Here is a 23,015-nt window from a genome sequence, read left to right on the forward strand (position 1 = left end):
CGCGCATCTGCCATGCTTGATATCCGCAACACCGCTTCAACCAAAGGAACACCGCTATGGACGATGTACAGCAACTGGGCGAAATGCTTCGCCACTATGCCGAAAGCGAAGCGCACAAAAAGCAAGTGTTCGAGTCGCAATCGGCCGAGTGGGCGAAGCGCATTGGTGCGCTGTTCGATCAGATCCAGCAGTGGCTGGAACCGGTCAAGGCACCTGACCTGCTCGAAGTGAACCGCGAAGTGTACGTCGCGTCGGGGCCGAGTGTTCTGGTGGAGAGCTCTCCGTTCAAGACCGAAAAGCTGAGCATCCTGATCGCTGGCAAACCGGTGGAATTCGTGCCGGAGGTGATGGGTGTCGGCGGGCAGATTTCCGTGGCGGTGATGGGCTTTACAGCAGCACGTTATGGCAGCGTGTCACTGGTGTGCCTGCCGCCATCCACTGGCTGGCAGTGGCGCAAGACCAATGGCTTGAAAGACCCGGACACTTTTGAGTTCGATGCAAACTTCCTGGCGCAACAACTGCAAAGCCTGATTCCCCGAGAGCGTGCCTGAAATCTCGACATACAACCCTGTGGGAGCGAGCTTGCTCCCACAGTAATCGATGCCACATCAGATATCGAGGGTTTCCCAATCCGGGTTCGCCTCTTGCGGCGGCAGTGTTCTAACGGTTTTTCCTGTCGCCAATTCCACCCGCCGCGCCACTTCCGGGTCATCCGCAAACGGGATCAGGCTCGCATCGTCCAGGCTCTCGGCGGTCTGGTGGCGCAGACAATACTCGACGGCGAACCACAAAAATGCCAGACCCAGAATGTTCAGTATGACTTCAATCATCAGGCAAACCGCGCCTCGCGTTCGGCCATCGCCATGTCCGTTACCCGCACCGTGCGCCACACGTTGTAGGCCATCAGCAGCATACCGCTGAGGAAGAACATCCCGCCGACAAAGCGCACGACGAATCCGGGATGGCTTGCCTGCAAGGCTTCGACGAAGGAGTAGGTCAGCGTGCCGTCATCGTTGATCGCGCGCCACATCAGGCCCTGGGTGATGCCGTTGACCCACATCGAGGCGATGTACAGCACGGTGCCGATGGTCGCCAGCCAAAAGTGCAGGTTGATCAGCGGCGTGCTGTGCATCTGATCGCGCCCGAATACCTTCGGCACCATGTGATAGGTCGCACCGAAGGTAATCATCGCCACCCAGCCCAGCGCCCCGGCGTGCACGTGGCCGATGGTCCAGTCCGTATAGTGGGAGAGGGCGTTGACCGTCTTGATCGCCATCATCGGCCCCTCGAAGGTCGACATGCCGTAGAACGCCAGGGACAGCACCAGGAAACGCAGGATCGGGTCGGTGCGCAACTTATGCCAGGCACCGGACAGGGTCATCATGCCGTTGATCATTCCGCCCCAACTCGGCGCCAGCAGGATCAGCGACATGGCCATGCCCAGCGACTGCGCCCAGTCCGGCAGCGCGGTGTAGTGCAAGTGGTGCGGGCCGGCCCAGATGTACAGGGTGATCAGCGCCCAGAAGTGCACAATCGACAGGCGATAGGAATACACCGGCCGGCCCGCCTGTTTCGGCACGAAGTAATACATCATCCCCAGGAAACCGGTGGTCAGGAAAAAGCCCACGGCGTTGTGCCCGTACCACCATTGCACCATGGCGTCGGTGGCCCCGGAATACACCGGATAGGACTTGAACCAGTCGACTGGAATCGACAGGTGATTGACCACGTGCAGCATGGCGATGACCACGATGAATGCACCGAAAAACCAGTTGCCGACGTAGATGTGTCTGGTCTTGCGTTGCACTACGGTAGTGAAGAACACCACGGCGTACGCAACCCAGACCACGGTCATCCACACCGCGCCGGTGAATTCGATTTCGGCGTATTCCTTGGTGGTGGTGTAGCCCAGCGGCAGGGTGATCAGCATCACCACAATCACCGACTGCCAGCCCCAGAACGTGAAGGCAGCGAGTGTGTCCGAGAACAGCCGTACCTGGCAGGTACGTTGCACCGCGTAATAGCTGGCGGCGAATTGCGCGCTGCCGGCGAAACCGAAAATCACCAGGCTGGTGTGCAGCGGGCGCAAGCGGCCGAAGGTGGTCCACGGCAGGTCCAGGTTCATCTGCGGCCACACCAGTTGCGAGGCGATCCACACGCCCATCGCCATCCCCACGATGCCCCAGATTACGGTCGCCACGATGAATTGGCGGACGACCTTGTAGTTATAGGCCTGTCCGATGGTTGTTGTGCTCATGGTCAATGCTTCCTCGGTTGCAATGCCGTGCACTGTAAAAACACCGGTAAAAACAAAACAGGCTCAGGGAAAATTCATTTGTGCGGATCAGATTTTTCGCCACTCCTGCGGCTTTCAGTCGTGTTCTGATACGGTTTTTTAGAGTTCAAGTGAATCTGTAACGTACTGCGCCGCAAGCTCATAGTCGTTACCTCGAAACGAGCCGCAGAGCCCGACTTGCGCCCCCTGTAGGAGCGAGCTTGCTCGCGATGGAGTCAAGGACGACGCGTTTATCCAGGAGGTTCGCGTTTTCGTTGACGTCCATCGCGAGCAAGCTCGCTCCTACAGGGTTCTGTGCCTAATTCTGATGAGGTAGCCAGATGTATCAGTACGACGACTATGACCGGGCACTGGTGCTCGAACGAGTTGCGCAGTTTCGTGATCAGGTCGAACGCTTTCTGGCCGGTGAGCTGAGCGAGGAAGAATTCCTGCCGTTGCGCCTGCAGAACGGTCTGTACATGCAGAAACACGCCTACATGCTGCGAGTGGCGATTCCCTACGGCACGCTGAGTGCCCGGCAGATGCGTACGTTGGCGAGCATTGCCAGGGATTACGATCGCGGTTACGGCCATTTCACCACCCGGCAGAACATGCAGTTCAACTGGATCGAACTGGCCCAGGTGCCTTCGATCCTCGAACGCCTGGCCGAGGTGGAAATGCATGCGATCCAGACCTCCGGCAACTGTGTGCGCAACATCACCACCGAAGCCTTTGCGGGGGTTGCGGCCGACGAAATGATTGACCCGCGACCGTTGGCGGAAATTCTGCGGCAGTGGTCGACCATCAACCCGGAATTCCTGTTCCTGCCGCGCAAGTTCAAGATCGCCATCTGCTCGGCCGAGCAGGACCGCGCGGCGATCATGATGCATGACATCGGCCTTTATCTTTACCCAGGCTCCGAAGGGCACATGCTCCTGCGAGTCATGGTGGGCGGCGGTCTGGGGCGCACGCCGATCCTCGGCGTGCAGATCCGCGAAGGCTTGCCGTGGCAGCACCTGCTGTCTTACGTAGAGGCGGTGCTGCGGGTGTACAACCGCCATGGCCGGCGGGACAACAAGTACAAGGCGCGAATCAAGATTCTGGTCAAAGCCCTGGGCATCGAGACCTTCGCCCGGGAAGTGGAAGAAGAGTGGCAGTACCTCAAGGATGGCCCGGCGCAACTGACCCTTGACGAGTTCGAGCGGGTGGCCAGTGCGTTCGTCGCTCCGCCATATCGTGATCTGTCCGACACCAATCTCGATTTCGGCACGCACCTGGCCGAAAACCCGGCGTTCGCTCGTTGGGTGCAGCGTAACGTGCAGCCGCACAAAATATCGGGCTATGCCAGCGTGGTGTTGTCGACCAAGCCCGGCAGCGCTGCGCCACCGGGCGATGTCACCACCGAGCAGATGGAGGCGGTGGCCGAGTGGTCCGAGCGCTTTGGCTTCGGTGAAATCCGCATTGCCCATGAGCAGAATATCGTCCTTCCGGACGTGCCCAAGGCCGATCTGTTCACCCTGTGGCGCCTGGCCTGCGGACACAATCTGGGCAGCGCCAACGCCGGATTGCTCACCGACATCATCGCCTGCCCCGGTGGCGACTTCTGCGCACTGGCCAACGCCAAGTCGATCCCCATCGCCAAGGCTATTGCCGCTCGCTTCGAAGACCTCGACTACCTGCACGACCTGGGCGATATCAGCCTCAATATTTCCGGCTGCATGAATGCCTGCGGTCACCATCACATCGGCAACATCGGCATTCTGGGGGTCGATAAGAACGGCACCGAGTGGTACCAGATCACCCTCGGCGGCGCCCAGGGCAAGAACAGCGCGTTGGGCAAGGTCATTGGCCCGTCCTTCAGCTCCACCGAAGTGCCCGAGGTGATCGAGCGCATCATCGACACCTTCGTGCGTTATCGCGAGAGCGAAGAACTGTTCGTCGACGCCTTCCAACGGATCGGGCTAGAGCCGTTCAAGGAGGCGGTCTATGCGAAAGTGCTGGAGGTGTCGGCATGAACAATCTGTTGCGGCTGGAAGCGGGCGTAGCGCGGATTGTCGCGGATGATCCGTGGAAGCTCGTGCGCGACCCGCAAGCACCGCTGCCCGTGGGGGCGACGATTGTGCCGCTGAGCCGTTGGCTGGAAAACCCGTCGCAAAACGGCGTGTGGCTGGGGCCGGACGATGAAGTGGAAAGCCTTCAGCCATGGTTTACCCAGCTGCCCTTGATCGCCCTGGATTTTCCGAGCTTTCGCGATGGCCGCGGGTACAGCCAGGCGTATCTGCTGCGTGCGCGATTGGGTTGGGCCGGCGAGTTGCGCGCCATCGGCGATGTCTTGCGCGATCAACTCAGCCACATGCGCCAATGCGGTTTCGACAGCTTTGCCGTGCGTGAAGACAAATCCGCAGAAGATGCATTGAAGGGATTGGCGGGGATGAGCGTGTTGTACGGGCGTTCGGTGATTGAGCCGCGGCCGTTGTTCAGGCGCCGGTGAATTCGGCCCCTGTAGGAGCGAGCTTGCTCGCGATCGACGTCAACGAAAACGCGATTTTTTTGAACAAACGCGTCGCCTGTAACGCCATCGCGAGCAAACTCGCTCCTACAAGTATCTCCCGTCACTTCAACGCCGGATCCCCCATGTTCATTTTCTTCCAGCCCTGCAACAGCACTTGCGCCTTGGGCTCCTGCCCGTTGTCCAGGTAATACTGGATCAACGACAACCGGGCATTGCGATTGGCAGGCTGCACCTTCAACAGCCGTTCCAGTTCGGCGCACGCCTGGTCAATCTTGCCGCTGTCATGCAGGGCCACTGCCAGCACATAGCCGAACTGCCCGCTCTGGGGATCCAGTTGCGCGGCCTTGCGCAGGTACGGCATGGCTTGAGCGGCCTGGCCCGCACGAATCAGCGCCAGGCCCTGGGTGTGTTGCAGCAGGCCAGAGTCGGGGTGGTCCTTGAGGCTTTGCCCCAGCAGGGCATGGGCTTCCTGACTGCGTCCGCTGGCCTCCAGCCATTGCACCAGGGTGACCAGTGCCGGGTAGAAGTCCGGATCGCGCTGCAGGGCGGTACGCAGCAAAGCTTCGACTTCTGCGCTGCGGCCATCGGCCTGATAGAGCATGGCCAGGTTCAGGTTGGCCTCGGCACGCTCGGCCAGACTCTTTTGCACCGCTTCGTACTCGGCAATGGCGGCATTCCAGGCGTCCTGGGCGCTGCCCAAGCCATTGCGCGCCACGCTGAGCAGGTCCCGGGCGACGGCGATGCGTACAGCCCGCACCGGGTCGCTCAGCAACGGCGTCAGCAATGGCGCGCGCTCCGCAGGCGGCAGGAAGGCACTGACCGCCCGCACCGCGCTCTCGCGGACTTGTGGCGCCGGGTTGCCCAGGTCCCTGGTAGCCAGTTTCAACGCCTGTTCGCTCGGGTACGCCGGCAGTTCGGCCAGCAGCGTCGCGCGCTGAATCGCCGGCAGGTTGCTGCGTTGCAGTTGCTCGAACAACGCCTGCGCGGCGCCGGGCTGGCCGTTGCGAATCAGCCACAGGCTGTCGTCGTAGCGAGGGGCTTGTACCGCGCTGGCGTTGGCGGTGTTCCACAGCTTGAACTGTTCGGTGACCTTGTCGCCGGCCTTGCCTTTGTGGCAGGTCAGGCAGGCGTCAGGCGTACCGAGTTTCTTTGCTCGCTCAGGATTGGGAATGCTGAAGCTGTGGTCATGCCGCAAGTCGTTGCCCATGTAGAACTTGCCGGGCATGTGGCAATCCACGCACTGCGAACCCGGCTGGCCCATGGTGTGGCGAGTGTGTTCGCTGGAATCGTAGTTTTTCGCTTGCAGGCCCTTGCCGTCGACGCCCTCCACGGTGGTTTTGCCGGCGGTGTTGTGACATTGCAGGCAAACGCCGTTGCCGGGTGCCTTCAACTGTGTGCTGTGGGGGTTGTGGCAGTTGCTGCAACGCACGCCCTTGTCGAACATTTTGCTCTGGGCAAAGGAGCCGTGTTCGAACACTTCGTCCTTGATCTTGCCGTCCAGCGTGTACAACTCGCGGGTCAGGACGCTCGGCAGGTAGTCGTCCATCAGCCGTTTGCCGACCGTGTAGCCATCGTCCAGGGGCGCGCGGCGAGAGTGGCAGCGGGCGCAGGTTTCGATTTCGACGGCGGCGTTCTTGTCCTTGAGGTCGACGGCAAAGCCTACGTGGATCAGGTCGGTTTTCTTCGCGGTCCATTCCAGGTGATTGGACGCCGGGCCATGGCAGGCCTGGCAGCCGACACCGAGGCTGTTCCAGTGACTGTCGAAGGTGTTTTTCGCCGCATCGAAATTGCGCTTGTAACCGGTGGTGTGGCACTCGACGCACATGAAGTTGGCGTTCTGGCTCGGCTTGCTCCAGTGCAACGGGTTCTTGAAGGTCACGCCCTGACCCGGATAGAGGTGAAACCAGCGCTGCTTCTCGGTATCCCAGGCCACGCCGAGGGCCTGGAGCCGGCCTTCGCCGACCTCGATCAGGTATTGCTGCAAGGGGGCGATGCCAAAGGTGTAGGCGACCTTGAAATCGGCATTCTTGCCATCGATACCCGGCGTGTTGACCCAGAATTCGTCGCCTTTGCGCGAGAACACCGTGGTCTCTTTTTCGGCCTTGAAGGTGACGTTGTTGAAGTCGCCGAGCAGGGTGTCCGCGTTGGCTTGCTGCATCGCCAGTTGGTGATGGGAGCCTTGCCAGTCCTTGACCTGCTCGCCGTGGCAGCCCTGGCATTGTTGCTCATCGACCATTTTCGCAGGCTCGACAGCGACCGGTTGCGGTTTGGCCGGTTGCACGGCAGGCGCGCTGACGGGGATTGGCTTGAGCGGCGTCGGTGTACTGCCCAGCAAAAACCAGCCAATACCCGCCACAGCCAGCAGCAGGATGCCGATGGTGACAGGGAACAGATAACGGTTGATCAGGGTCGGTTGCGAATCAGGGTTTGGGGTTGCAGCTTTATTTTTATGTTTCGGCATTACGACTTCCATGGTCCAGGTGCGATTGCCTTGCGGCGCGCGATGACGCTCGATGCAGCTTTGCCGGATGACCGGTTTGTGTCAAATGATGTTGTTTTGAGGCTGATGGCCCCTTCGCGGGCAAGCCCGCTCCCACAGTGTTTTGTGTCGTACTCAATTGTCGTGAACAACACCAGACCCTGTGGGAGCGAGCTTGCTCGCGATGGCGATCTGTCAGGCGTCGCATCACTCCCCGACAAACCACCGGTAATACGGATTCCCGGAATCCCCACGCATCACCTCGCGCATATCCCTGGCCCAAGCGTCACGGTTTCCGTCGTACGCATGCAGGCTCGCCCGATAGAACTGCATCAGGCGTTGTTGCTGGGTGTTCATGCGCTCGATGAACCCGGCGTCGGCGTTCAACACGGCTGGCGGCTGGTGCAGGGCGAGCAGGGCGGGCAACGCGCGGCTGATCTCTTTCGAGCGAACCCAGGGTGCGTACTCGATGCGCGGTTGATCGTCCGTCACCGGTTGCGCATCGCCAGCGAAGCGTTCAAGCCCCTCACGATCAGTCACCCATGTCGCGAGCAATGCTGCGGCCGAACCGACGCCGACATCCTGCAAGGTGCTGCGAACGCTGTCCTGCTGGAAGCGCGCGTTGACCTTCGCCGCATCCAGTTCAATCGGCTCCATCGAACCCACCAGCAGCATCTCGTGGAACTCGCTGGTCCACAGGGTCGCGTACGGGAACACGTCGAGGAAGCTGCGCACCAGAGAGCGCGAGTCGTCGATGTTCTGCGTCGGCAGCGGCAGCCATTGGGCGACCAGGCCTTGTTTGTGCAGGCGGCTGGCGGCCAGTTGATAGAAGTCCCGGGAGTACAGGTTGACCACGCCGGCAGCGGAGGGCGGTGGCGGCTCGAGAGTGATCAGGTCGTAGCGCTGCGGATTGCGCAGCAGTTCCTGGCGACCGTCACGCAAGCGCACATCGACCCCCGGATCGGCCGCGGCATTGAAATTACCCTTGAACAAGGGGGCTGCCTTGACCACCGAAGGCAGCAGTTCGGCGACCACGCGATGTTCCAGGCCGGGGTAGCGGGTCAGGGCGCCCGCGGTGATGCCGGTACCGAACCCGATCACCAGTGCCGAGCGCGGCTCACCGTTGTGGATCAGCAGGGGCAGCAGCGCCTGGATCCGCATGTAGCGCAGGGACGGCATGGCGTCACCGGTATTGGATACGCCCTGAATGTACAAACGCTGGAATGCCCTTTCGCCCTTGCCCTGGGTGACCACGGCGACGGTGCCGCCACGGCCTTCTTCGTAGAACGTCAGCGTGCCATTGCGCGCGCCCGGCAGCAGGCTGGCGAGCTTGTTGACCGGCGTGAACACGGCGAGCGCCAGGGACACCAGGCCAATGGCAACCACCGCCTGACGCCGGCCTTTCTTCACACCATGGCCCTTGCGCACGGCGAGGTACGCGATACCGGCGGCAATCAGCGCCAGCAGGCCCAGGGTCCGTACCAGACCCAGCATCGGGATCAGGACAAAGCCGCAGAGCATCACGCCGACAATCCCGCCAAGGGTATTGAACGCGACGACTTCGCCGACATGGCGCCCCACCTGTTCGCCGCCGACGCTCAAGCGCAGGGCCAAGGGGAACGCAGCCCCCAGCCACAGGGTCGGTACAAACACGATGCTCAAGGCGGCCACCGCAAACCGCGTGCTCATGCCAGCCAGTTCACTGCCGCCCAATGACAATACCCAGGATTCGGCCAGGGTCTGGGCGAGCACCAGCCAGCGTCCGAGCAACGCCACTTCCAGCAAGGCAATCGCGCCGGCTGCGGCAATCAGCACACCGAACACTCCCCAGGGATCGCGCAGGCGATCGACCCGACGGGCCAGCAGCATGCTGCCCAGGAACAAGCCGGTGAGGTAAGTCGCCAGCACCACGGCAAAGGCGTAGGTGCGGGTGCTCATGAATTGCACGATCGATTGCGACCACACCACTTCGTAGCCCAGGGCCACACCACCGGCAATGGAATACAGCCACAGGGCCAGGCGGTCGGGGGCTTTTTCAGTGTGATGTTTCACCGGGGCATCGACGGGTGCCACGCGCTGGCGCTGGAACCACAAGGCCCCAGCGGCGGCCAGCAGGTTCAGCATGGCGGCGGCCAGCGCGCTGCCGCGCACGCCGAGGGTGGCAATCAGCACGAACGCGGCGAGCAGGGTGCCGGCGATGGCCCCGGCGGTGTTCGCCGCATACAGCTGCCCGCCGGCCTTGCCCAGGTGTTGCGGGTCAGTGGCCAGGGAGCGAACCAGCACCGGCAGGGTGCCGCCCATCAACAGGGCAGGAATACCCACCAGCGCGAACGGCAGCACCCAGGCCAGCAAGCCCACGTGTGCTTCCAGCCAGGCAAACGGGCTGGCCGCCAGGCTCATGGCAAAGGTTGCTGAGACACCGAGCACGGCCACCAGCACTTCCAACCCGGCGTACAGCACAACCGGTTGCTGCATCCGGTCCGCCCAGCGCCCGAACAGCAAGCCACCCAGGGCCAGCCCGGCAAAGAACGCGCTGATCCCGGTGGTGATGGCATAGACCTCGACGCCTACGACCAACGACAACTGCTTGATCCACAGCACCTGATACACCAGCGCCGCGGCGCCGGAGACAAACAGCAGCAGGGCGGGGATCAACAGCGCCGGGGAGGCGACTTGCGGGGCAGGTATGGCCGACGATTTGCTGGCGACACGTGAGGTCATTGCGGATTGCCTTTGCAATTCAAGAAAACTGCGACTGTGCGGGCCTCATCGCGGACAAGCCCGCTCCCACAGGGATTTTGTCGTACCGAAGATCCAGTGTGGGAGCGGGCTTGCCCGCGATTGGGGCCAATACGGTCCCAACTCGGAAACAGTACCGCTCGCCAATGAAGGCGAGCGGCGGTCCAGCGGTCTTACTGTGCAGCTTTCATTTTTTCAGCGATTTTGGCATCTACCGCAGCACGGATCTGGTCAATGCTGAAGCTGGCCGGTTTCTGGCTCGGCGGGTATTCAATGAACGTTTGGAGGAACCCGGCAGACTTTTGTACCGCTTGACCGGCCAGGTAGACGTTTTTGGTTTGCCAATCGTAATACTGATCGGAAACCACGTCGGCACGTTCATACGGGTCCATCCGCAGGTTGAAGATCTTCGGTACGCGCAAGCATACGAAGGGTTCACTCCAGACCTTGAAGCCGCCGGGTGCGCGCTGTTCGCAGAACACGGCTTTCCAGTTGTCGAAACGCATCGACACCAGCACGCCGTCATCGTTGAAGTAGTAGAACTCCTTGCGCTCACCCTTGGGTGCCTGGCCGGTCAGGTAGGGCAGTTGGTTGTAACCGTCCAGATGCACCTTGAAGTTGGTGCCGCCGGAAGTCGGTGCCCAACCCTTGAGCAGCTTGTTTTTCACGTCGGCATCGCCAGCGGCGGCCAGCAAGGTCGGGAACCAGTCCATGCCCGAGAACATCTCGTTGGACACCTCACCGGCCTTGATCTTGCCCGGCCAGCGAACGATTGCCGGCACGCGGTAGGCACCTTCCCAGTTAGAGTTCTTCTCGTTGCGGAACGGCGTGGTCGCCGCGTCCGGCCAGGAGAACTGGTTCGGGCCGTTGTCGGTGGTGTAGACGACGATGGTGTTGTCGGTGATTTTCAGGTCATCGAGGGTTTTCAGCAGTTTGCCGACGTCACCGTCGTGCTCGATCATGCCATCGGCGTAATCGTTGCCGGGCATGCCGCTCTGGCCCTTCATCGACTCGCGCACGTGGGTGAACAAGTGCATGCGCGTGGTGTTCATCCAGACGAAGAACGGCTTGTCCGCCTTGGCCTGCTTCTCGATGAATGCCTGCGCCGCCGCGGTGGTTTCGTCGTCGATGGTTTCCATGCGCTTGGTGGTCAGCGCGCCGGTGTCTTCGATCTTGCCGTCGGCGAAGCTGTGGATCACGCCACGCGGGGTGTTGGCTTTGAGGAACTCGGCATCGTCTTTTGGCCAGTACGGACGCTCAGGTTCTTCTTCGGCGTTAAGGTGGTACAGGTTGCCAAAGAACTCGTCGAAACCATGGTTGGTCGGCAGGTATTCATCCTTGTCGCCCAAGTGGTTCTTGCCGAACTGGCCGGTCGCATAGCCCTGGGACTTCAGTGCCTGGGCAATGGTGATGTCACGCTTTTGCAAACCCACCGGAGCACCCGGGATGCCGACTTTCGACAAGCCGGTACGCAAAGGTGTCTGGCCAGTGATGAACGACGACCGGCCGGCGGTGCAGCTGTTCTCCGCATAGTAGTCGGTGAACATCATGCCTTCTTTGGCAATCCGGTCGATGTTCGGAGTCTTGTAGCCGACCACGCCCATGGAGTAGGCGCTGATGTTGGTCTGGCCAATATCGTCGCCGAAGATCACGAGAATGTTGGGTTTCTCGGCGGCCCCGGCGGTTGCCGAAAACGCCATGACCGTAGTCGCCACCAGGGCGAGTTTCGGTATCCACTTACGTATGCGAGTCATCTGACTGGCTCCTTATGCTCACTTGCGTCGCGTGCTGCGACAAACGTTTATTGCGGTCCTGCGTAACGTCTTTTTATTGCACTTGCTCGGAAGTGGCGGCATCGAACGGGTAGATACGACGCCATTCGGACGCCATGTCGACGACCGTCCAGCCACGCTTGTTTGCTTCGTCCAGGGCCTTGTCCAGACGACCGATCTGCGACTGCCGGTCGTATGCCCATTCGCGTTTGGCGTCGGTGTGATGCACCAGGCCCATGAAACGCTTGCCAGGACCGGCGGCGGTCCACTGGAGCATTTGCAGGTCGCCGTCGGAGTTGCCGAAGGCGAGGATTGGCCGACGACCGATCACCGCGTCGATGCTTTCCGGCTTTCCCGGGCCATCGTCGTTGTGGGCCAGTTTCGGCGTGCGCAGGATCGACGCCTTGCCATCCTTGTATTCAAAGCTGGTAACGAAGGTCGTGCCGATAACCTGCTCGGGCGGTACCCCATAGACCTTCTCGGCGAAGGCTCTCATGAACCCGGTGTCGCCACCGGAGACGATGTAGGTCTTGAAGTCTTTGCCGCGCAGGTAGTCGAGCATCTCCAGCATCGGCTGGAAGATCATTTCGGTGTACGGCTTGCCGGTTTTCGGATGCCTGGCCTGACTCAGCCAGGTCTTGGCATAGTCATCGAACGCTTCGGTGGTCATGCCGGTGTGGGTCGCACCGAAGATCTTCAGCAGGCCCTCCATGCCGGTGGCGGCCAGTGCCTTGTGATCGTTTTCCAGCACGGCCTGGAACGGCTGGGTGGTTTTCCATTCCGGGTGCTGCGGCGCGGTGCGTTTGACTTCTTCCAGGGCGAACAGCAACTCGAAGTACATCGGTTGCTCGCTCCACAAGGTGCCGTCGTTGTCGAACACGGCAATGCGGTCCTCGGGTTTGACGAAGTCCTTGCTGTTTTGATCGGTGACCGTCTGCACGAACTCGATGATCTGCTTTTTCGACGGACCGTCGTTCCAGGAGGGCAGTGGCTCGGCTGCCTGCACCAGCAGCGGCAGGCTCAAGGCCAGGGTCAGCAGGAAACTGAATGCGCGATGATGGCGTAGCGATGTCGAGTTCGTCATGGCAAGTCCTTCTCGTGAACGGGGTTGAGCGGATGAAGAGCAGAGACGACTGTTTCTCTGTTGCGTCCGGACTGACTATGCAGCGTAGACAAGGACTTCCCGATTTGGCGCAGCGCCTGGTCTTTGTCCGGTTCGCGGCCATAACAGGCGCGCAGGAAGGTTTGCAGGCGTGGGCCGAGGCCGGTCAGTTTCAGGCCCCGACGACTGCGGCGGGTCCACAGGTACAGGGCGCTGAGTTGCGCCGGTTTGCCTTCGATCTGCGGCGGTATCTGCCGCCATGCGTAGTCGGCGGACTCCAGCCAGGCGGCATGTCGGGCGCGGCGTCGGGCTTGCCACTTGAGGTGCGTGCGGTGTACGAGCGGGCGACTGAACCAGCCGAGTGCCATTACCGCCAACACCAGTGTCAATAGTCCGAACCAGTGCCCGGAAAGGTGCAGGCGATTCTGCTGGCCGAGTTTTTTCAGGTCTTCGGTAATGGAAAACACCGGTTTGTAGGCGTTGTTGGCCACCGCGTCGAAGGTCACGGCAGGCACCGTGGCCATGCGGGTTTGCTGGCTGCTGGCATCCCACCATTTGATTTCGACGGATGGCAGGCTGTAGTGGCCTTCGGTGTCGATTCGATAAGTCACGCTGTCGATGCGCTGGCCGCCATTGAAGTTGCCGCGACCGTCATCCAGATTGCGGATTTGCGGTGCTTTCGGGTAACGGCTCAGGCCCTTGATGACATCCTGCGTCGGTGTCGGCAGTGACATGGCAAGGGCACCGTCGGCCTGCAAGGTCAGTTCCCGGGTGATGCTGTCGCCGACCTTCAGCGGCGTGGCCGAATTGACGGTCTTCTGGGTAAACCGCAGCCCTTGAGCCACCAGCACCGCCTCACCGGGCTGGAACCCCGGTGGTTGCGCGGCGTTGAAATGCAAAGGCTGGCTTTGGGCGCTGAGTTCGTGGCTGGTCTGACCCGGTGTGGCTTGTACCGTCAGTGCCGGAATGTCGTAGCCCTGGGCCAGGTTCGGGGTGATCAGGTAGCTGTAGCGCATGCCGCTGAAGGACTGGCCGTCGAAGGTCTGGTTGATGTGCTGGGCATGGCCGTCCGGTGGCATCACCAATGCGCCGGGCAGTTTCAGGTCGGGCAGGGTGGGGGCGCTGGTGAACCAGGAGTCGGTGAAGACATCTAGTCGCAACTGGACCAGGCTGCCGACCATGACGGGGTCGGCGGGTTGCAGGCTGGCCTGGACTTTCAACTGAGGGTCGGCGGCGAATGTGTTGAGGCTGATCAGGCCGATGAGCAGGGCGCCGAGTATTGTGGTGAGTGGTCGGGCCCTTTCGCGAGCAAGCCCGCTCCCACAAGGACACCACAAGCCCCCTGTGGGAGCGGGCTTGCTCGCGAATGCCGCGACGCGGTCTTGCCGAATAACGCTCATGGCTTGACCCCCGCCTGATCCTGCAAGCTGAATTTCTGCTTGAGGAATTTCGCCGGCGATGTGGTGAGGTTCTGCAACCATTGCTCATCCGAGGCCGCTTGCAGGGTTTCCACCTTTTTGCTTTGGCCTTTACCCGGCGCCTTGTCCATCTTGATTTCGTCGGGTTTGACCTCAGGCGTGTTTTTCTCGGCGCTTTCGGTGTCTTTCTGCAAGGCAATGGCCAGGGCCAGGTTGGCCGTGGCTTCCGGGAACTGCGGTTGCAATTTCAGCGCCTGGGTATAGGACGCGACGGCCTGATCGAACTTGAACCGGCGCACGTAGATGTTGCCCAGGTAGAAATACGCCTGCGCAGTATCGAGTCGCGCGAAGCTGGCCAGTGCCAGGTCGAAATCGGCGGCGTTGTAGGCGGCCACGCCTTTCCAGTACGGATCGACAAACAGTGCCGCCGCCTGAGGGTAGTGCTCATGTTCGAAGGCCCAGCGACCTTGCTGGTCGCGGGTGAAAAAGGCATCGGTCAGCGCGTTGGCCTGTGCCGGCGCCGGTTGCAGGCCCAAGCCCACCGTCAGCAGCAGTGCAGCCATCCAGTTCAGGCTCCAGCCCCTGCGTACGCTGAAGAAAGCGAGCAACAACAGCGGCCAGCACAGCCAGTAACCGGCGTCTTTCCAGTGCAATTCGCGCTGCTCGTCACTGGCTGCCTGGAAGTGCTGCTCGGCGTGCAGTTCGATCCAGTCCAGATCGTCATCGTTGAGGGTCAGGCTGCCCAGCGGGGCGTCCAGCGTTGAGGCAAGCTGCTTGAGGGCGTCCTGATCGAAGCTGCCGAGTTGCGGGCGACCGTCGCTGTCGGTGCGTGGCTGGCCGCTGGCATCGCGGATGATCCCGCCGTCGCTGCTGCCGGCCGCCAATATCAGCACTTGCAGCGCACTGTCTGCCAGTTGCTTGTGCAGCCCGGCCAGTGCCGAGATGTCGGCGCCATCGGTGATCAACAGCAGGGTGCCGGGCGTTTTCTCGGCGGCGAGCAGGCGCTTGGCCTGATCGATGACCGCGCTGACATTTTTCCCCGGTTTGCTGATCAGGTCGGTGCTCAGGGCCTGAATGAACGTATCGAGCAACGCCGGATCGTCGGTGGCGGGCAACACCAGATGCGCGCTGCCGGCGTAGGCAATCAAGGCATTGCGCGAACCGGCGCGGCGCTGGATCAAGTCGTGGAGCTTGTGCTTGACCGCTTCCAGGCGACTGGGTGGAACGTCGCTGGCGTCCATGGAGGGCGACAGGTCGATGGCAATGATCAGCGGCGCACGGTTTTCCAGAAAGTCCGGCCGATCCTGTTCCCAGGTCGGCCCGGCGGCGGCGATGGCGCCCAGTACCAGCAGCGCACATACCAGATGCACGGGACGCAGGCGTTGCCGGTCCTGCGGGGTGATCAGCAGATGCGGCAGCAGGTGCGCGGCGATGTTGCTGCGCAAGCGCCGTTGCAGGTCCTGGTTGCGCCGCCACAGCAATGGCAGCAATGCGCCGAACACCGCGAGCAACAGCCACAGTGGGCGCAGGAAATGGAAGTCGCTGAGGTTGATGTCCATGTCAGGCTTCCTGCCGTTGACGGGCGAGCATCAGCCGTGGAAGCAGCAGGGCGCCCAAGTGATAAAGCGCCAGCAGGGCAATGGCAGCGCCCAGCGGCCACCAGAACAGATCGCGTTTGGGCTGGTGGCTGAGGGTTTTCACCTGATGCGGGGTGAGTTTGTCCAGGGTGCTGTAGACCTGATCCAGGGCGTTGCGGTCTTCGGCGCGGAAGAAACGCCCGCCCGTGGCTTGGGCAATGTCCTGCAAGCCTTGCAGGTTGACCCTGGCTTCGCCCTCGGCAGTCGGGTCGCCGATGCCGATGGTGTGAATCACCACGCCTTTGGCCGCGGCCATGGCGGCCGCGTGATCCGGGGTAATGGCGCTGCTGGTGTCATTGCCGTCAGTGAGCAGGATCAGCACTTTTTCCTGCTCGTGGGCCTGGGCCAGCAGTTTCAGGCTCAGGCCGATAGCGTCGCCGATGGCGGTGTTGGGGCCGGCCATGCCGATGCCGGTGTCGTCCAGAAGTAGCGACAGGCTGGCGTGGTCCAGGGTCAGCGGTGCCTGCGGATAGGCACCTGTGCCGAACACGATCAGTCCGATTCGATCGTCTTTACGTTTGTCGATGAACCCGTGCACCACTTCCTTGACTGCGGCCAGGCGATTGATTTTCTGGCCGTTGGCGTCGGTGAAATCGGTGGTTTCCATCGACTGGGAAATGTCGATGGCCAGCATCAGGTCCCGCACCGGCTGCTGGCGCTCGATGGGCTTTTCCACCAACACAGGCCGACTCGCCGCCACCAGCAGCAGCGTCCAGACCAGCAGATTCAGGAGCAATTGCCAGCCGTTGCTGCGGGTGCCGGCCTGGCTCGGTGCCTGGCCGACGGCGCGGCTCATCGCCCCGAAAAACGGTACACGCACGGCGCTGCGCGCTTCGCGGTAGTCGGACAGGTAGCGATAGCCGAACCACGGCAGCGGCAGCAGGATCAGCAGCCAGGGATAATCAAGCTGCCACATGATGACGCTCCACCCAGGTTTTGCAGGTGCTGAACAGCTGTTGGCGCTGTTCATTGGGCATGGCCCGCAATGTTGCGTCGGGGGCGTAGGCCAGCAGCGACAGTTGTTGGCTGAAGTCGACGGGTAGCGGCTGTTTACTGTGCCGCTGCAAAAATGCCTGCCAGTCCTCCTTCCCCAACGCCGCTGGAGAGCCCTGTGGGAGCGGCGGTGCGACGATTCGACTTGCTCGCGAATGCGTCCGGTCAGTCGACATGGATGTTGCGTTTAAGGCCCTCTTCGCGAGCAAGCCCGCTCCCACAGGTTTTGCGGAGGGCATCGAGAGGGCCACGCGCTTGAGCAACTCAGGAAGCTCGCGCAATGCATTCAGGTCATTGCTGCGCTGCTGCAATTCCTCCAGCCGCACCAACGCCTCGCGCCGATAGCGATCGCGCCGCCATTGCCGGTAGCGCCGCGCGCCGGTCACCCCCAACGTAACGATCAACAACGCCAGCAACGCCCACCAACCCCAGGTTTGCGGTGCATAACTGACCGGCACCGGCAGCGCCATTTCCTTGAGTTGGTCGATGCTCGGGATAGCGGGGTTCATCGGCGCCCTCCGGTAAGCTTGCCCAGTTCGGCGCGCAGTTGTTCGTGGGGCTCTGTGGCGGTGCTGAACATCATCAGTGGCACCTGGCTGCGGCGCAGCAAAGTCGCGACATCCTTGAGCCGCCCGCTGAGAAAATCCCCGAGGGGTTGGTGCACCTGTTGCCGATCCACCGCCAGCTCCACCTGCAATTGCCCTTGGGTGACCAGCACGCGGCCGTTTTTCGGCAGGTTAAGCGCAAGCGGGTCATACACCTGCATGGCAATTACATCGTTGTGCGCCGCCAGTTGCCGCATCAGTTGCAAGGTGCGTTCGCCGGCCCCGGCGAAGTCGCTGACGATGCAGATCAGGTGATCGTGACCGGCCACGGCCAGGCAATGCTGCAGGACCTTGTCGAGCCGGTCTTCGCCCTCGGCGTCCGGGTTGGCGGCATTGAGCGCCTGGTTCTGCTGGGCGATGCGGCTGCACAGCGCTTCGATCCGTTTGCGGCTGCGCAGCGGGGCGATGCTGTCGATGCGTTGATCGTTGAAGACCAGTCCACCGACGCGGTCGCCGGCGTTGAACACCATCCACGCCGCCAGGGCGCCGAGCTCGGCGGCGACCGCGGATTTGAAGCTGCGTTGCGAACCAAAGAACATCGACATGCGCTGGTCGACGAGGATCAGCGCCGGGCGGTCGCGCTCTTCGGTGAATGTCCGTACCACCGGTTTGCCGGTGCGCAGGGATGCGCGCCAGTCGAGGTGACGCAAATCGTCCCCCGGCTGATAGCGCCGCAGTTCATCGAAGTTCAGGCCCCGGCCACGCAAACGCGAAGCGTGGTTGCCGGCCAGGATGCTGCCCTGGGGCTGACGCGCCAGAAAGCTCAGGTCACGGGCCTTGAACTCCAGGGCCATCAACTGCGCCAGAGAGACATACACCAGGCCATCAATGTTCACGCAGGAATCGCCACTTTATCGAGCAGACGGTCGAGCACCTGATCGGCGCTCACACCATCGGCCACCGCGTCGTAGCTCAGTTGCAGACGATGGCGCAGCACCGGGTGCACCACGGCGCGGACGTTGTCCGGAGAAACGAAATCCTGACCCTGCAACCAGGCGTCCGCCCGGGCGCAGCGGTCCAGACCGATGCCGCCGCGAGGGCTGGCGCCGATGCTGATCCAGCGCCCGAGGTCGGCGTCGTAATCGACCGGGTGGCGAGTGGCGTTGATCAGGTCGATCAGGTAACGGTCGATGGCCGGGGAGACGTGCACGGCACTGACTTCTCGGCGCGCGGCGAACACCACGTCCTGAGACAACGAGAATCCCTGCACCGCAGCGGTCCTGGCGCCGAGGGCCTGTTCTTCTTCGCGCAGCAGACGCAGCACCTGGCTTTCGTTTTCCGCGCTCGGGTAATCGAGCAACACTTTCATCAGGAAGCGGTCCATCTGCGCTTCCGGCAGCGGGTACGTGCCTTCCTGTTCGATCGGGTTCTGAGTCGCTACCACAATGAACAGTTCCGGCAGCGCATGGCTGTTGCCGGCCACGGTGATCTGGCGTTCTTCCATGGCTTCGAGCAACGCCGCCTGGACCTTGGCCGGCGCACGGTTGATTTCGTCGGCGAGAATCAGGTTGCCGAACAGCGGGCCGGGCTGGAAGCGGATTTCGTTCTTGCCTTCGACCTGATGCAGCACCTCGGCGCCGGTGATGTCCGACGGCAGCAAATCCGGGGTGAACTGAATGCGGCTCATCTTCGCGTCCAGGTGTTTGGCCAATGCTTTCACCGTACGGGTCTTGGCCAGGCCGGGCAGGCTTTCCAGCAGCAGGTGACCGTTGGCCAGCAGGCCCACAAGGATTTGTCGAATGACCTGATCCTGGCCGAGCACGGCTTCGGCGATGCTGGCTTGCAGGGCGTTGAGGTCGTTGAGTGCGGTCATGGGGTCTCCTAGAAAAACGCCAGGGTCATGTTGACGCTGAAACCATTGCCTTCAGGCCGGTTCTTGGTATCGAACTCCGGGACCCAGCGAGCACTGATATTGGCCTGGGCGTCGGCGAACTTGCCGGTCCAGCCCACTGTCGGGCCAGCGCCAACGGAGCGCCCGCGAAAGCCACTGGTTGCGCCGGATCCGGAGTCATCGGTGACCTGCTGGATATAGCCTGCCACCATGCCGGCGTTCCAGCCGTTGCCGAATCCATGGGTCCACAGTGCATCGAGGGTGAAAATGTTGCCGTTGCGATAATCCGTGGCGTCGTTCTCGGTGTAGAACTCCAGGCCGCTCGACAGGGTGAATTCGCCGCCCTTGCCGTCCAGGTGGGTGAACGCCACGGTAGGCATGAAGGTGTAATTGTTCTGCCCGGGGTTGGCCAGGCGATCGACGTTGTAGGCGCCTGTCGGCACGTAGATCGGCAGCGAGAGCGAGATGTGGTTGAGTTCGTCGAAGTGGTAGCCGGCCGCGATCGGGGTCACCAGCATGTCGGCGAACTGGGTGCCGGTGTCCGAGGTGCCCAGGGTACGGCCACGGGGGCCGGTTACGTTGGCGGTGATGTCGGTGTACTGCACTGGCACGCCTATGGCCGAGGCATAGTTCCAGGGACCCTTGCCGGTGTCCCAGACATGGGTGAAGTTGGCCATGGTGTAGGAAACCTTCATGTCCAGCCCGGTACTGATGGCACCCACGATCGGCACTTGAGCGCTGCCCTTGAGTTCACCGTCGTACCAGATGCTGGTCAGGGACATGACCCAACCCGGCTCCGGGGGCACGATCCCGGCGTTGGAAAACACTTGCTGCCCGGTGATGGGGCGACCGACGCCGCCCTCGGCCGCCAGTACCAATGGACTACCGCTGACCATGCACAGCGCCAACAAGGGGCGCACTACGAGAGGCCTGAACATGCCTGACTCCGTTTATTGTTTTGGGGTGACAGGAGTCAGCAACGGCATGTGCCATTGGCCGTTGGTGACTTTCGGTTTTGGTAGATACAAACGCAAAATCCCGTAGAACGGACCACCCCAGTTCATCCTGCTCGGCGGTCGGCGCAGTGATTTGTGGGCCGATGCCCAGCTGCACGCCTTTGGTCTTGAGCAGGAAAATGTCGAATACGTTCAGGTCGCCGATGCCGGTGCTGTAGCCGTTGTGCGGATCGGGTCGGGTGCTGACGGGGAGCGTGACGCGCAGCAACTGCGGGACGCCTATGACGTCATTGGCTGCCATCGGAAGGGCGCCGCGCAGCAGCGCATCATTGGTGTGAGCGTTGGTATCGAACAGTTTGGGTGTGTAGTAATCCTGCAGGTTTATACCGGGTGCCAGGTTCAGCGGGTTGTTGCTTTTGTTGGCGGTCTCGGCGTTATCCGCGTGAGCACAAAAAGCAGGTGCGAGTGAAGTCACCCATACAAAGGCGTACTTCCGCAAATTCTTAGACATTAATCCCCCCGTTCCCTGGTGGCTGATTGGGCAGATGGCCCCTGAACCTGGCCGTAACTGCGTAATCCCTTTCCGATCAAGCCTGTAGGACTCGTCAGATGAACTTAGCAGTTAACCGCGGGTTAACCAGTAGGAAGGATTAATTCTTTCGTTTTGTGGGCGGTTTCTCGTGAATTTCGTGTACTAAAAAGTTAATACGGATCAAGCGTTTGCCCAAACAAGTTAAGTGGCTATCTAGCCGATGCAAGAGCGAGCCTGCTCGCGAAGGCGGCCTGTCAGTCAATATAAGCGTTGGATATGACGACCTCTTCGCGAGCAGGCTCGCTCCCACAGGAAACTGAAGCAACAGCCGGTTCAGTCAACCTCAGTTCTTCTTCGCCTGTTCCCAAACCCGCTGTTCCTGCTCACGCAGTTCCGGTGTGAACTCTGCACCAAAATCTTCCGCTTCAAACACCTGGCGAATCTCGATCTCGGCCTCGGTGCCAGGCATCGGGTTGGGGCAGCGCTTGACCCATTCGATGGCTTCTTCTTTGGACTTCACTTTCCACAACCAGAAACCGGCAATCAGTTCCTTGGTTTCGATGAAGGGGCCGTCGATCACTGTGCGTTTGTCACCTGAAAACTTTATACGAGCGCCTTTGCTGCTCGGGTGCAGGCCTTCGCCCGCAAGCATGATGCCAGCCTTCACCAGTTCTTCGTTGTAGTTACCCATGGCGGTCAGCAGTTCCTGGCTGGGCATCACGCCGGCTTCGGAATCCTGGCTGGCCTTGATGATGATCATGAATCGCATGGCTTTTCTCCATTGGGGGGTAAGTGAGTTACTTGATAGTCGAATGATCAGCGTCTGAATCGACAACCCTCTAACAAAAAACTGCAACAGATTTTAGTGATACCCCAAGGGGATGCATGGGGCTTTGGTGTGATGGTAGCCTGCGGGTCCCTCGGCCAATGGATTGCCACTGCTCATGCCTGTCCTGGAGCTCACGACCCTCATCCCCAACCGCTCGCCTGGGCAAGTCCTCGACTTCTGCCTCGAAGGCGTGAACTTCCCGAAAATCTTCCCCGAACGCATCACACCGCTGGGCGATATCGACCTGAATAACCTGCACATCGAGGCAGGTCGACAGTTTCGTTTCAGGCACTGGATGTTCAATGTTCTTCCGTCGAACTGGACGGTGGTGATCCGTGAGGTCGGTGAGTGGCATTTCATCGACGAAATGCTCAACGGGCCGATGCGCGCCTTTCGTCATGAACATCGGGTCGCAGCGGGAGAGGGCGGTACGCTATACACCGACCGGGTGACGTATTCGGCGATTGGCGGCGCGCCGGTGGAGTGGTTGCTGGTCAATGGCTATATGCGACGGATTTTCGAGGCGCGCCATCGCAATATGTTGCGGTTGCTCAAATAACACCGCTGTCCCTGTGGGAGCGGCGGTGCGGCGATCCGACTTGCTCGCGAAAGCGATCTGTCAGTCCCGGCGATGCTGAATGTGCTGCCGTATTCGCGAGCAAGCCCGCTCCCACAGGGTCTTGTGGTGTATGGGAGGGCACGTGTATCCAATTTTGTGCTCTGATACATGACAATTTATGTTTGACCATAGGTCGTCGGACAATTTCGTGGTTAACTTCGGCCTCGTCAAAATTCTCCACCACAACGTTCAGAAGGACTCCGTTCATGGCTCAAGTCACTCTCAAAGGCAACCCGGTTCAAGTCAACGGCCAACTGCCACAAGCCGGTTCCAAGGCGCCAGCCTTTTCCCTGGTTGCCGGCAATCTGTCCGACGTCACCCTGAAGGACTTTGCCGGCAAGCGCAAAGTGCTGAACATCTTCCCAAGCGTTGATACCCCGACCTGCGCCACCTCCGTGCGCCAGTTCAACGCCAAGGCCAGCAGCGTCGACAACACTGTCGTGCTGTGCATCTCCGCTGACCTGCCGTTCGCCCAGGCCCGTTTCTGCGGCGCCGAAGGCCTGGAAAACGTACAGAACCTGTCGACCCTGCGTGGTGCCGAGTTCATCCAGAACTACGGCGTGGCCATCGCCGACGGCCCGCTCAAAGGCTTGACCGCTCGTGCCGTCGTGGTTCTGGACGAAAACGACAACGTGCTGCACAGCGAACTGGTTGGCGAAATCGCTGACGAGCCGAACTATGACGCGGCACTTGCTGTTCTGAAATAAGCCGGGCTT

19 protein-coding genes and 1 pseudogene are annotated in these 23,015 nt (G+C 61.3%); 5 read left to right on the forward strand and 15 right to left on the reverse strand.

The features are described from left to right. Positions 1-56 precede the first annotated feature (56 nt). On the forward strand, positions 57-551 hold the full coding sequence (locus tag KGB20_RS20900) for a hypothetical protein (protein ID WP_154908955.1): 495 nt from the start codon (positions 57-59) through the stop codon (positions 549-551). Positions 552-608: 57 nt separating this feature from the next. Here the strand turns inward: KGB20_RS20900 and KGB20_RS20905 are convergent, their stop codons facing one another. Both KGB20_RS20905 and ccoN read right to left on the reverse strand, forming a co-directional pair. Next, positions 609-830, reverse strand: coding sequence for a cbb3-type cytochrome c oxidase subunit 3 (locus KGB20_RS20905; protein ID WP_223532963.1), 222 nt, complete (start codon positions 828-830; stop codon positions 609-611). After that, positions 830-2,257, reverse strand: coding sequence for a cytochrome-c oxidase, cbb3-type subunit I (gene ccoN, locus KGB20_RS20910; RefSeq protein ID WP_154908956.1), 1,428 nt, complete (start codon positions 2,255-2,257; stop codon positions 830-832). The genes KGB20_RS20905 and ccoN overlap by 1 nt, the downstream gene beginning before the upstream one ends. Positions 2,258-2,616: 359 nt before the next feature. Between ccoN and KGB20_RS20915 the strand changes: the two genes are divergently transcribed. Further along, on the forward strand, positions 2,617-4,290 hold the full coding sequence (locus KGB20_RS20915) for a nitrite/sulfite reductase (RefSeq protein WP_154908957.1): 1,674 nt from the start codon (positions 2,617-2,619) through the stop codon (positions 4,288-4,290). Then, complete coding sequence (locus tag KGB20_RS20920) at positions 4,287-4,766, forward strand: DUF934 domain-containing protein (protein ID WP_154908958.1); 480 nt, start codon at positions 4,287-4,289, stop codon at positions 4,764-4,766. Before KGB20_RS20915 ends, KGB20_RS20920 begins: the two co-directional genes overlap by 4 nt. 121 nt (positions 4,767-4,887) lie before the next feature. Here KGB20_RS20920 and KGB20_RS20925 read toward each other — a convergent pair whose 3' ends face one another. The 13 genes and pseudogenes from KGB20_RS20925 to KGB20_RS20985 all read right to left on the reverse strand — a co-directional run bounded on the left by KGB20_RS20925 (position 4,888) and on the right by KGB20_RS20985 (position 21,620). Then, entirely contained in the window at positions 4,888-7,248 is a 2,361-nt protein-coding gene (locus KGB20_RS20925; RefSeq protein ID WP_154908960.1) for a tetratricopeptide repeat protein, read from the reverse strand. 225 nt (positions 7,249-7,473) lie between these two features. Further along, a complete protein-coding gene (locus KGB20_RS20930; RefSeq protein ID WP_154908961.1) occupies positions 7,474-9,987 on the reverse strand; it encodes a fused MFS/spermidine synthase in 2,514 nt (837 codons plus the stop codon). Positions 9,988-10,178: 191 nt separating this feature from the next. Next, complete coding sequence (locus tag KGB20_RS20935) at positions 10,179-11,759, reverse strand: arylsulfatase (protein ID WP_154908962.1); 1,581 nt, start codon at positions 11,757-11,759, stop codon at positions 10,179-10,181. Positions 11,760-11,832: 73 nt separating this feature from the next. Then, complete coding sequence (locus tag KGB20_RS20940) at positions 11,833-12,861, reverse strand: HAD family hydrolase (RefSeq protein ID WP_154908963.1); 1,029 nt, start codon at positions 12,859-12,861, stop codon at positions 11,833-11,835. Beyond that, a complete protein-coding gene (locus KGB20_RS20945) occupies positions 12,858-14,279 on the reverse strand; it encodes a BatD family protein (RefSeq protein WP_154908964.1) in 1,422 nt (473 codons plus the stop codon). Before KGB20_RS20945 ends, KGB20_RS20940 begins: the two co-directional genes overlap by 4 nt. Then, positions 14,276-15,856, reverse strand: a complete 1,581-nt coding sequence (locus KGB20_RS20950) for a VWA domain-containing protein (protein ID WP_154908965.1) — start codon at positions 15,854-15,856, stop codon at positions 14,276-14,278. Before KGB20_RS20950 ends, KGB20_RS20945 begins: the two co-directional genes overlap by 4 nt. A 1-nt stretch (position 15,857) precedes the next feature. Further along, positions 15,858-16,850: a vWA domain-containing protein gene (locus tag KGB20_RS20955; protein ID WP_154860080.1), complete on the reverse strand. Its 993-nt coding sequence runs from the start codon at positions 16,848-16,850 to the stop codon at positions 15,858-15,860. Continuing rightward, the gene (locus tag KGB20_RS20960) at positions 16,837-17,436 is read right to left on the reverse strand and encodes a DUF4381 domain-containing protein (protein WP_154908966.1); all 600 of its coding nucleotides are present in this window, start codon (positions 17,434-17,436) and stop codon (positions 16,837-16,839) included. Before KGB20_RS20960 ends, KGB20_RS20955 begins: the two co-directional genes overlap by 14 nt. Beyond that, complete coding sequence (locus KGB20_RS20965) at positions 17,433-18,368, reverse strand: DUF58 domain-containing protein (RefSeq protein WP_154908967.1); 936 nt, start codon at positions 18,366-18,368, stop codon at positions 17,433-17,435. Before KGB20_RS20965 ends, KGB20_RS20960 begins: the two co-directional genes overlap by 4 nt. Further along, positions 18,365-19,345 (reverse strand): AAA family ATPase, encoded by a 981-nt coding sequence (locus tag KGB20_RS20970; protein ID WP_090455052.1) that lies wholly within the window; start codon positions 19,343-19,345, stop codon positions 18,365-18,367. The genes KGB20_RS20965 and KGB20_RS20970 overlap by 4 nt, the downstream gene beginning before the upstream one ends. A gap of 8 nt (positions 19,346-19,353) precedes the next feature. Beyond that, positions 19,354-20,301, reverse strand: coding sequence for a transporter (locus KGB20_RS20975; protein WP_090455053.1), 948 nt, complete (start codon positions 20,299-20,301; stop codon positions 19,354-19,356). A 115-nt stretch (positions 20,302-20,416) separates the two neighbouring features. Beyond that, positions 20,417-20,830, reverse strand: a pseudogene (locus tag KGB20_RS20980) (hypothetical protein); the annotation flags it as partial. Positions 20,831-21,194: 364 nt separating this feature from the next. Further along, on the reverse strand, positions 21,195-21,620 hold the full coding sequence (locus KGB20_RS20985; protein ID WP_057714975.1) for a YciI family protein: 426 nt from the start codon (positions 21,618-21,620) through the stop codon (positions 21,195-21,197). A 175-nt stretch (positions 21,621-21,795) separates the two neighbouring features. Between KGB20_RS20985 and KGB20_RS20990 the strand changes: the two genes are divergently transcribed. Continuing rightward, entirely contained in the window at positions 21,796-22,239 is a 444-nt protein-coding gene (locus KGB20_RS20990) for an SRPBCC family protein (RefSeq protein WP_150813813.1), read from the forward strand. A 266-nt stretch (positions 22,240-22,505) separates the two neighbouring features. Further along, complete coding sequence (tpx, locus tag KGB20_RS20995; protein WP_057714973.1) at positions 22,506-23,006, forward strand: thiol peroxidase; 501 nt, start codon at positions 22,506-22,508, stop codon at positions 23,004-23,006. Positions 23,007-23,015 lie beyond the last annotated feature (9 nt).

The organism is Pseudomonas sp. BF-R-30 (assembly GCF_019956175.1).
Taxonomy (GTDB): Bacteria; Pseudomonadota; Gammaproteobacteria; order Pseudomonadales; family Pseudomonadaceae; genus Aquipseudomonas; species Aquipseudomonas jessenii.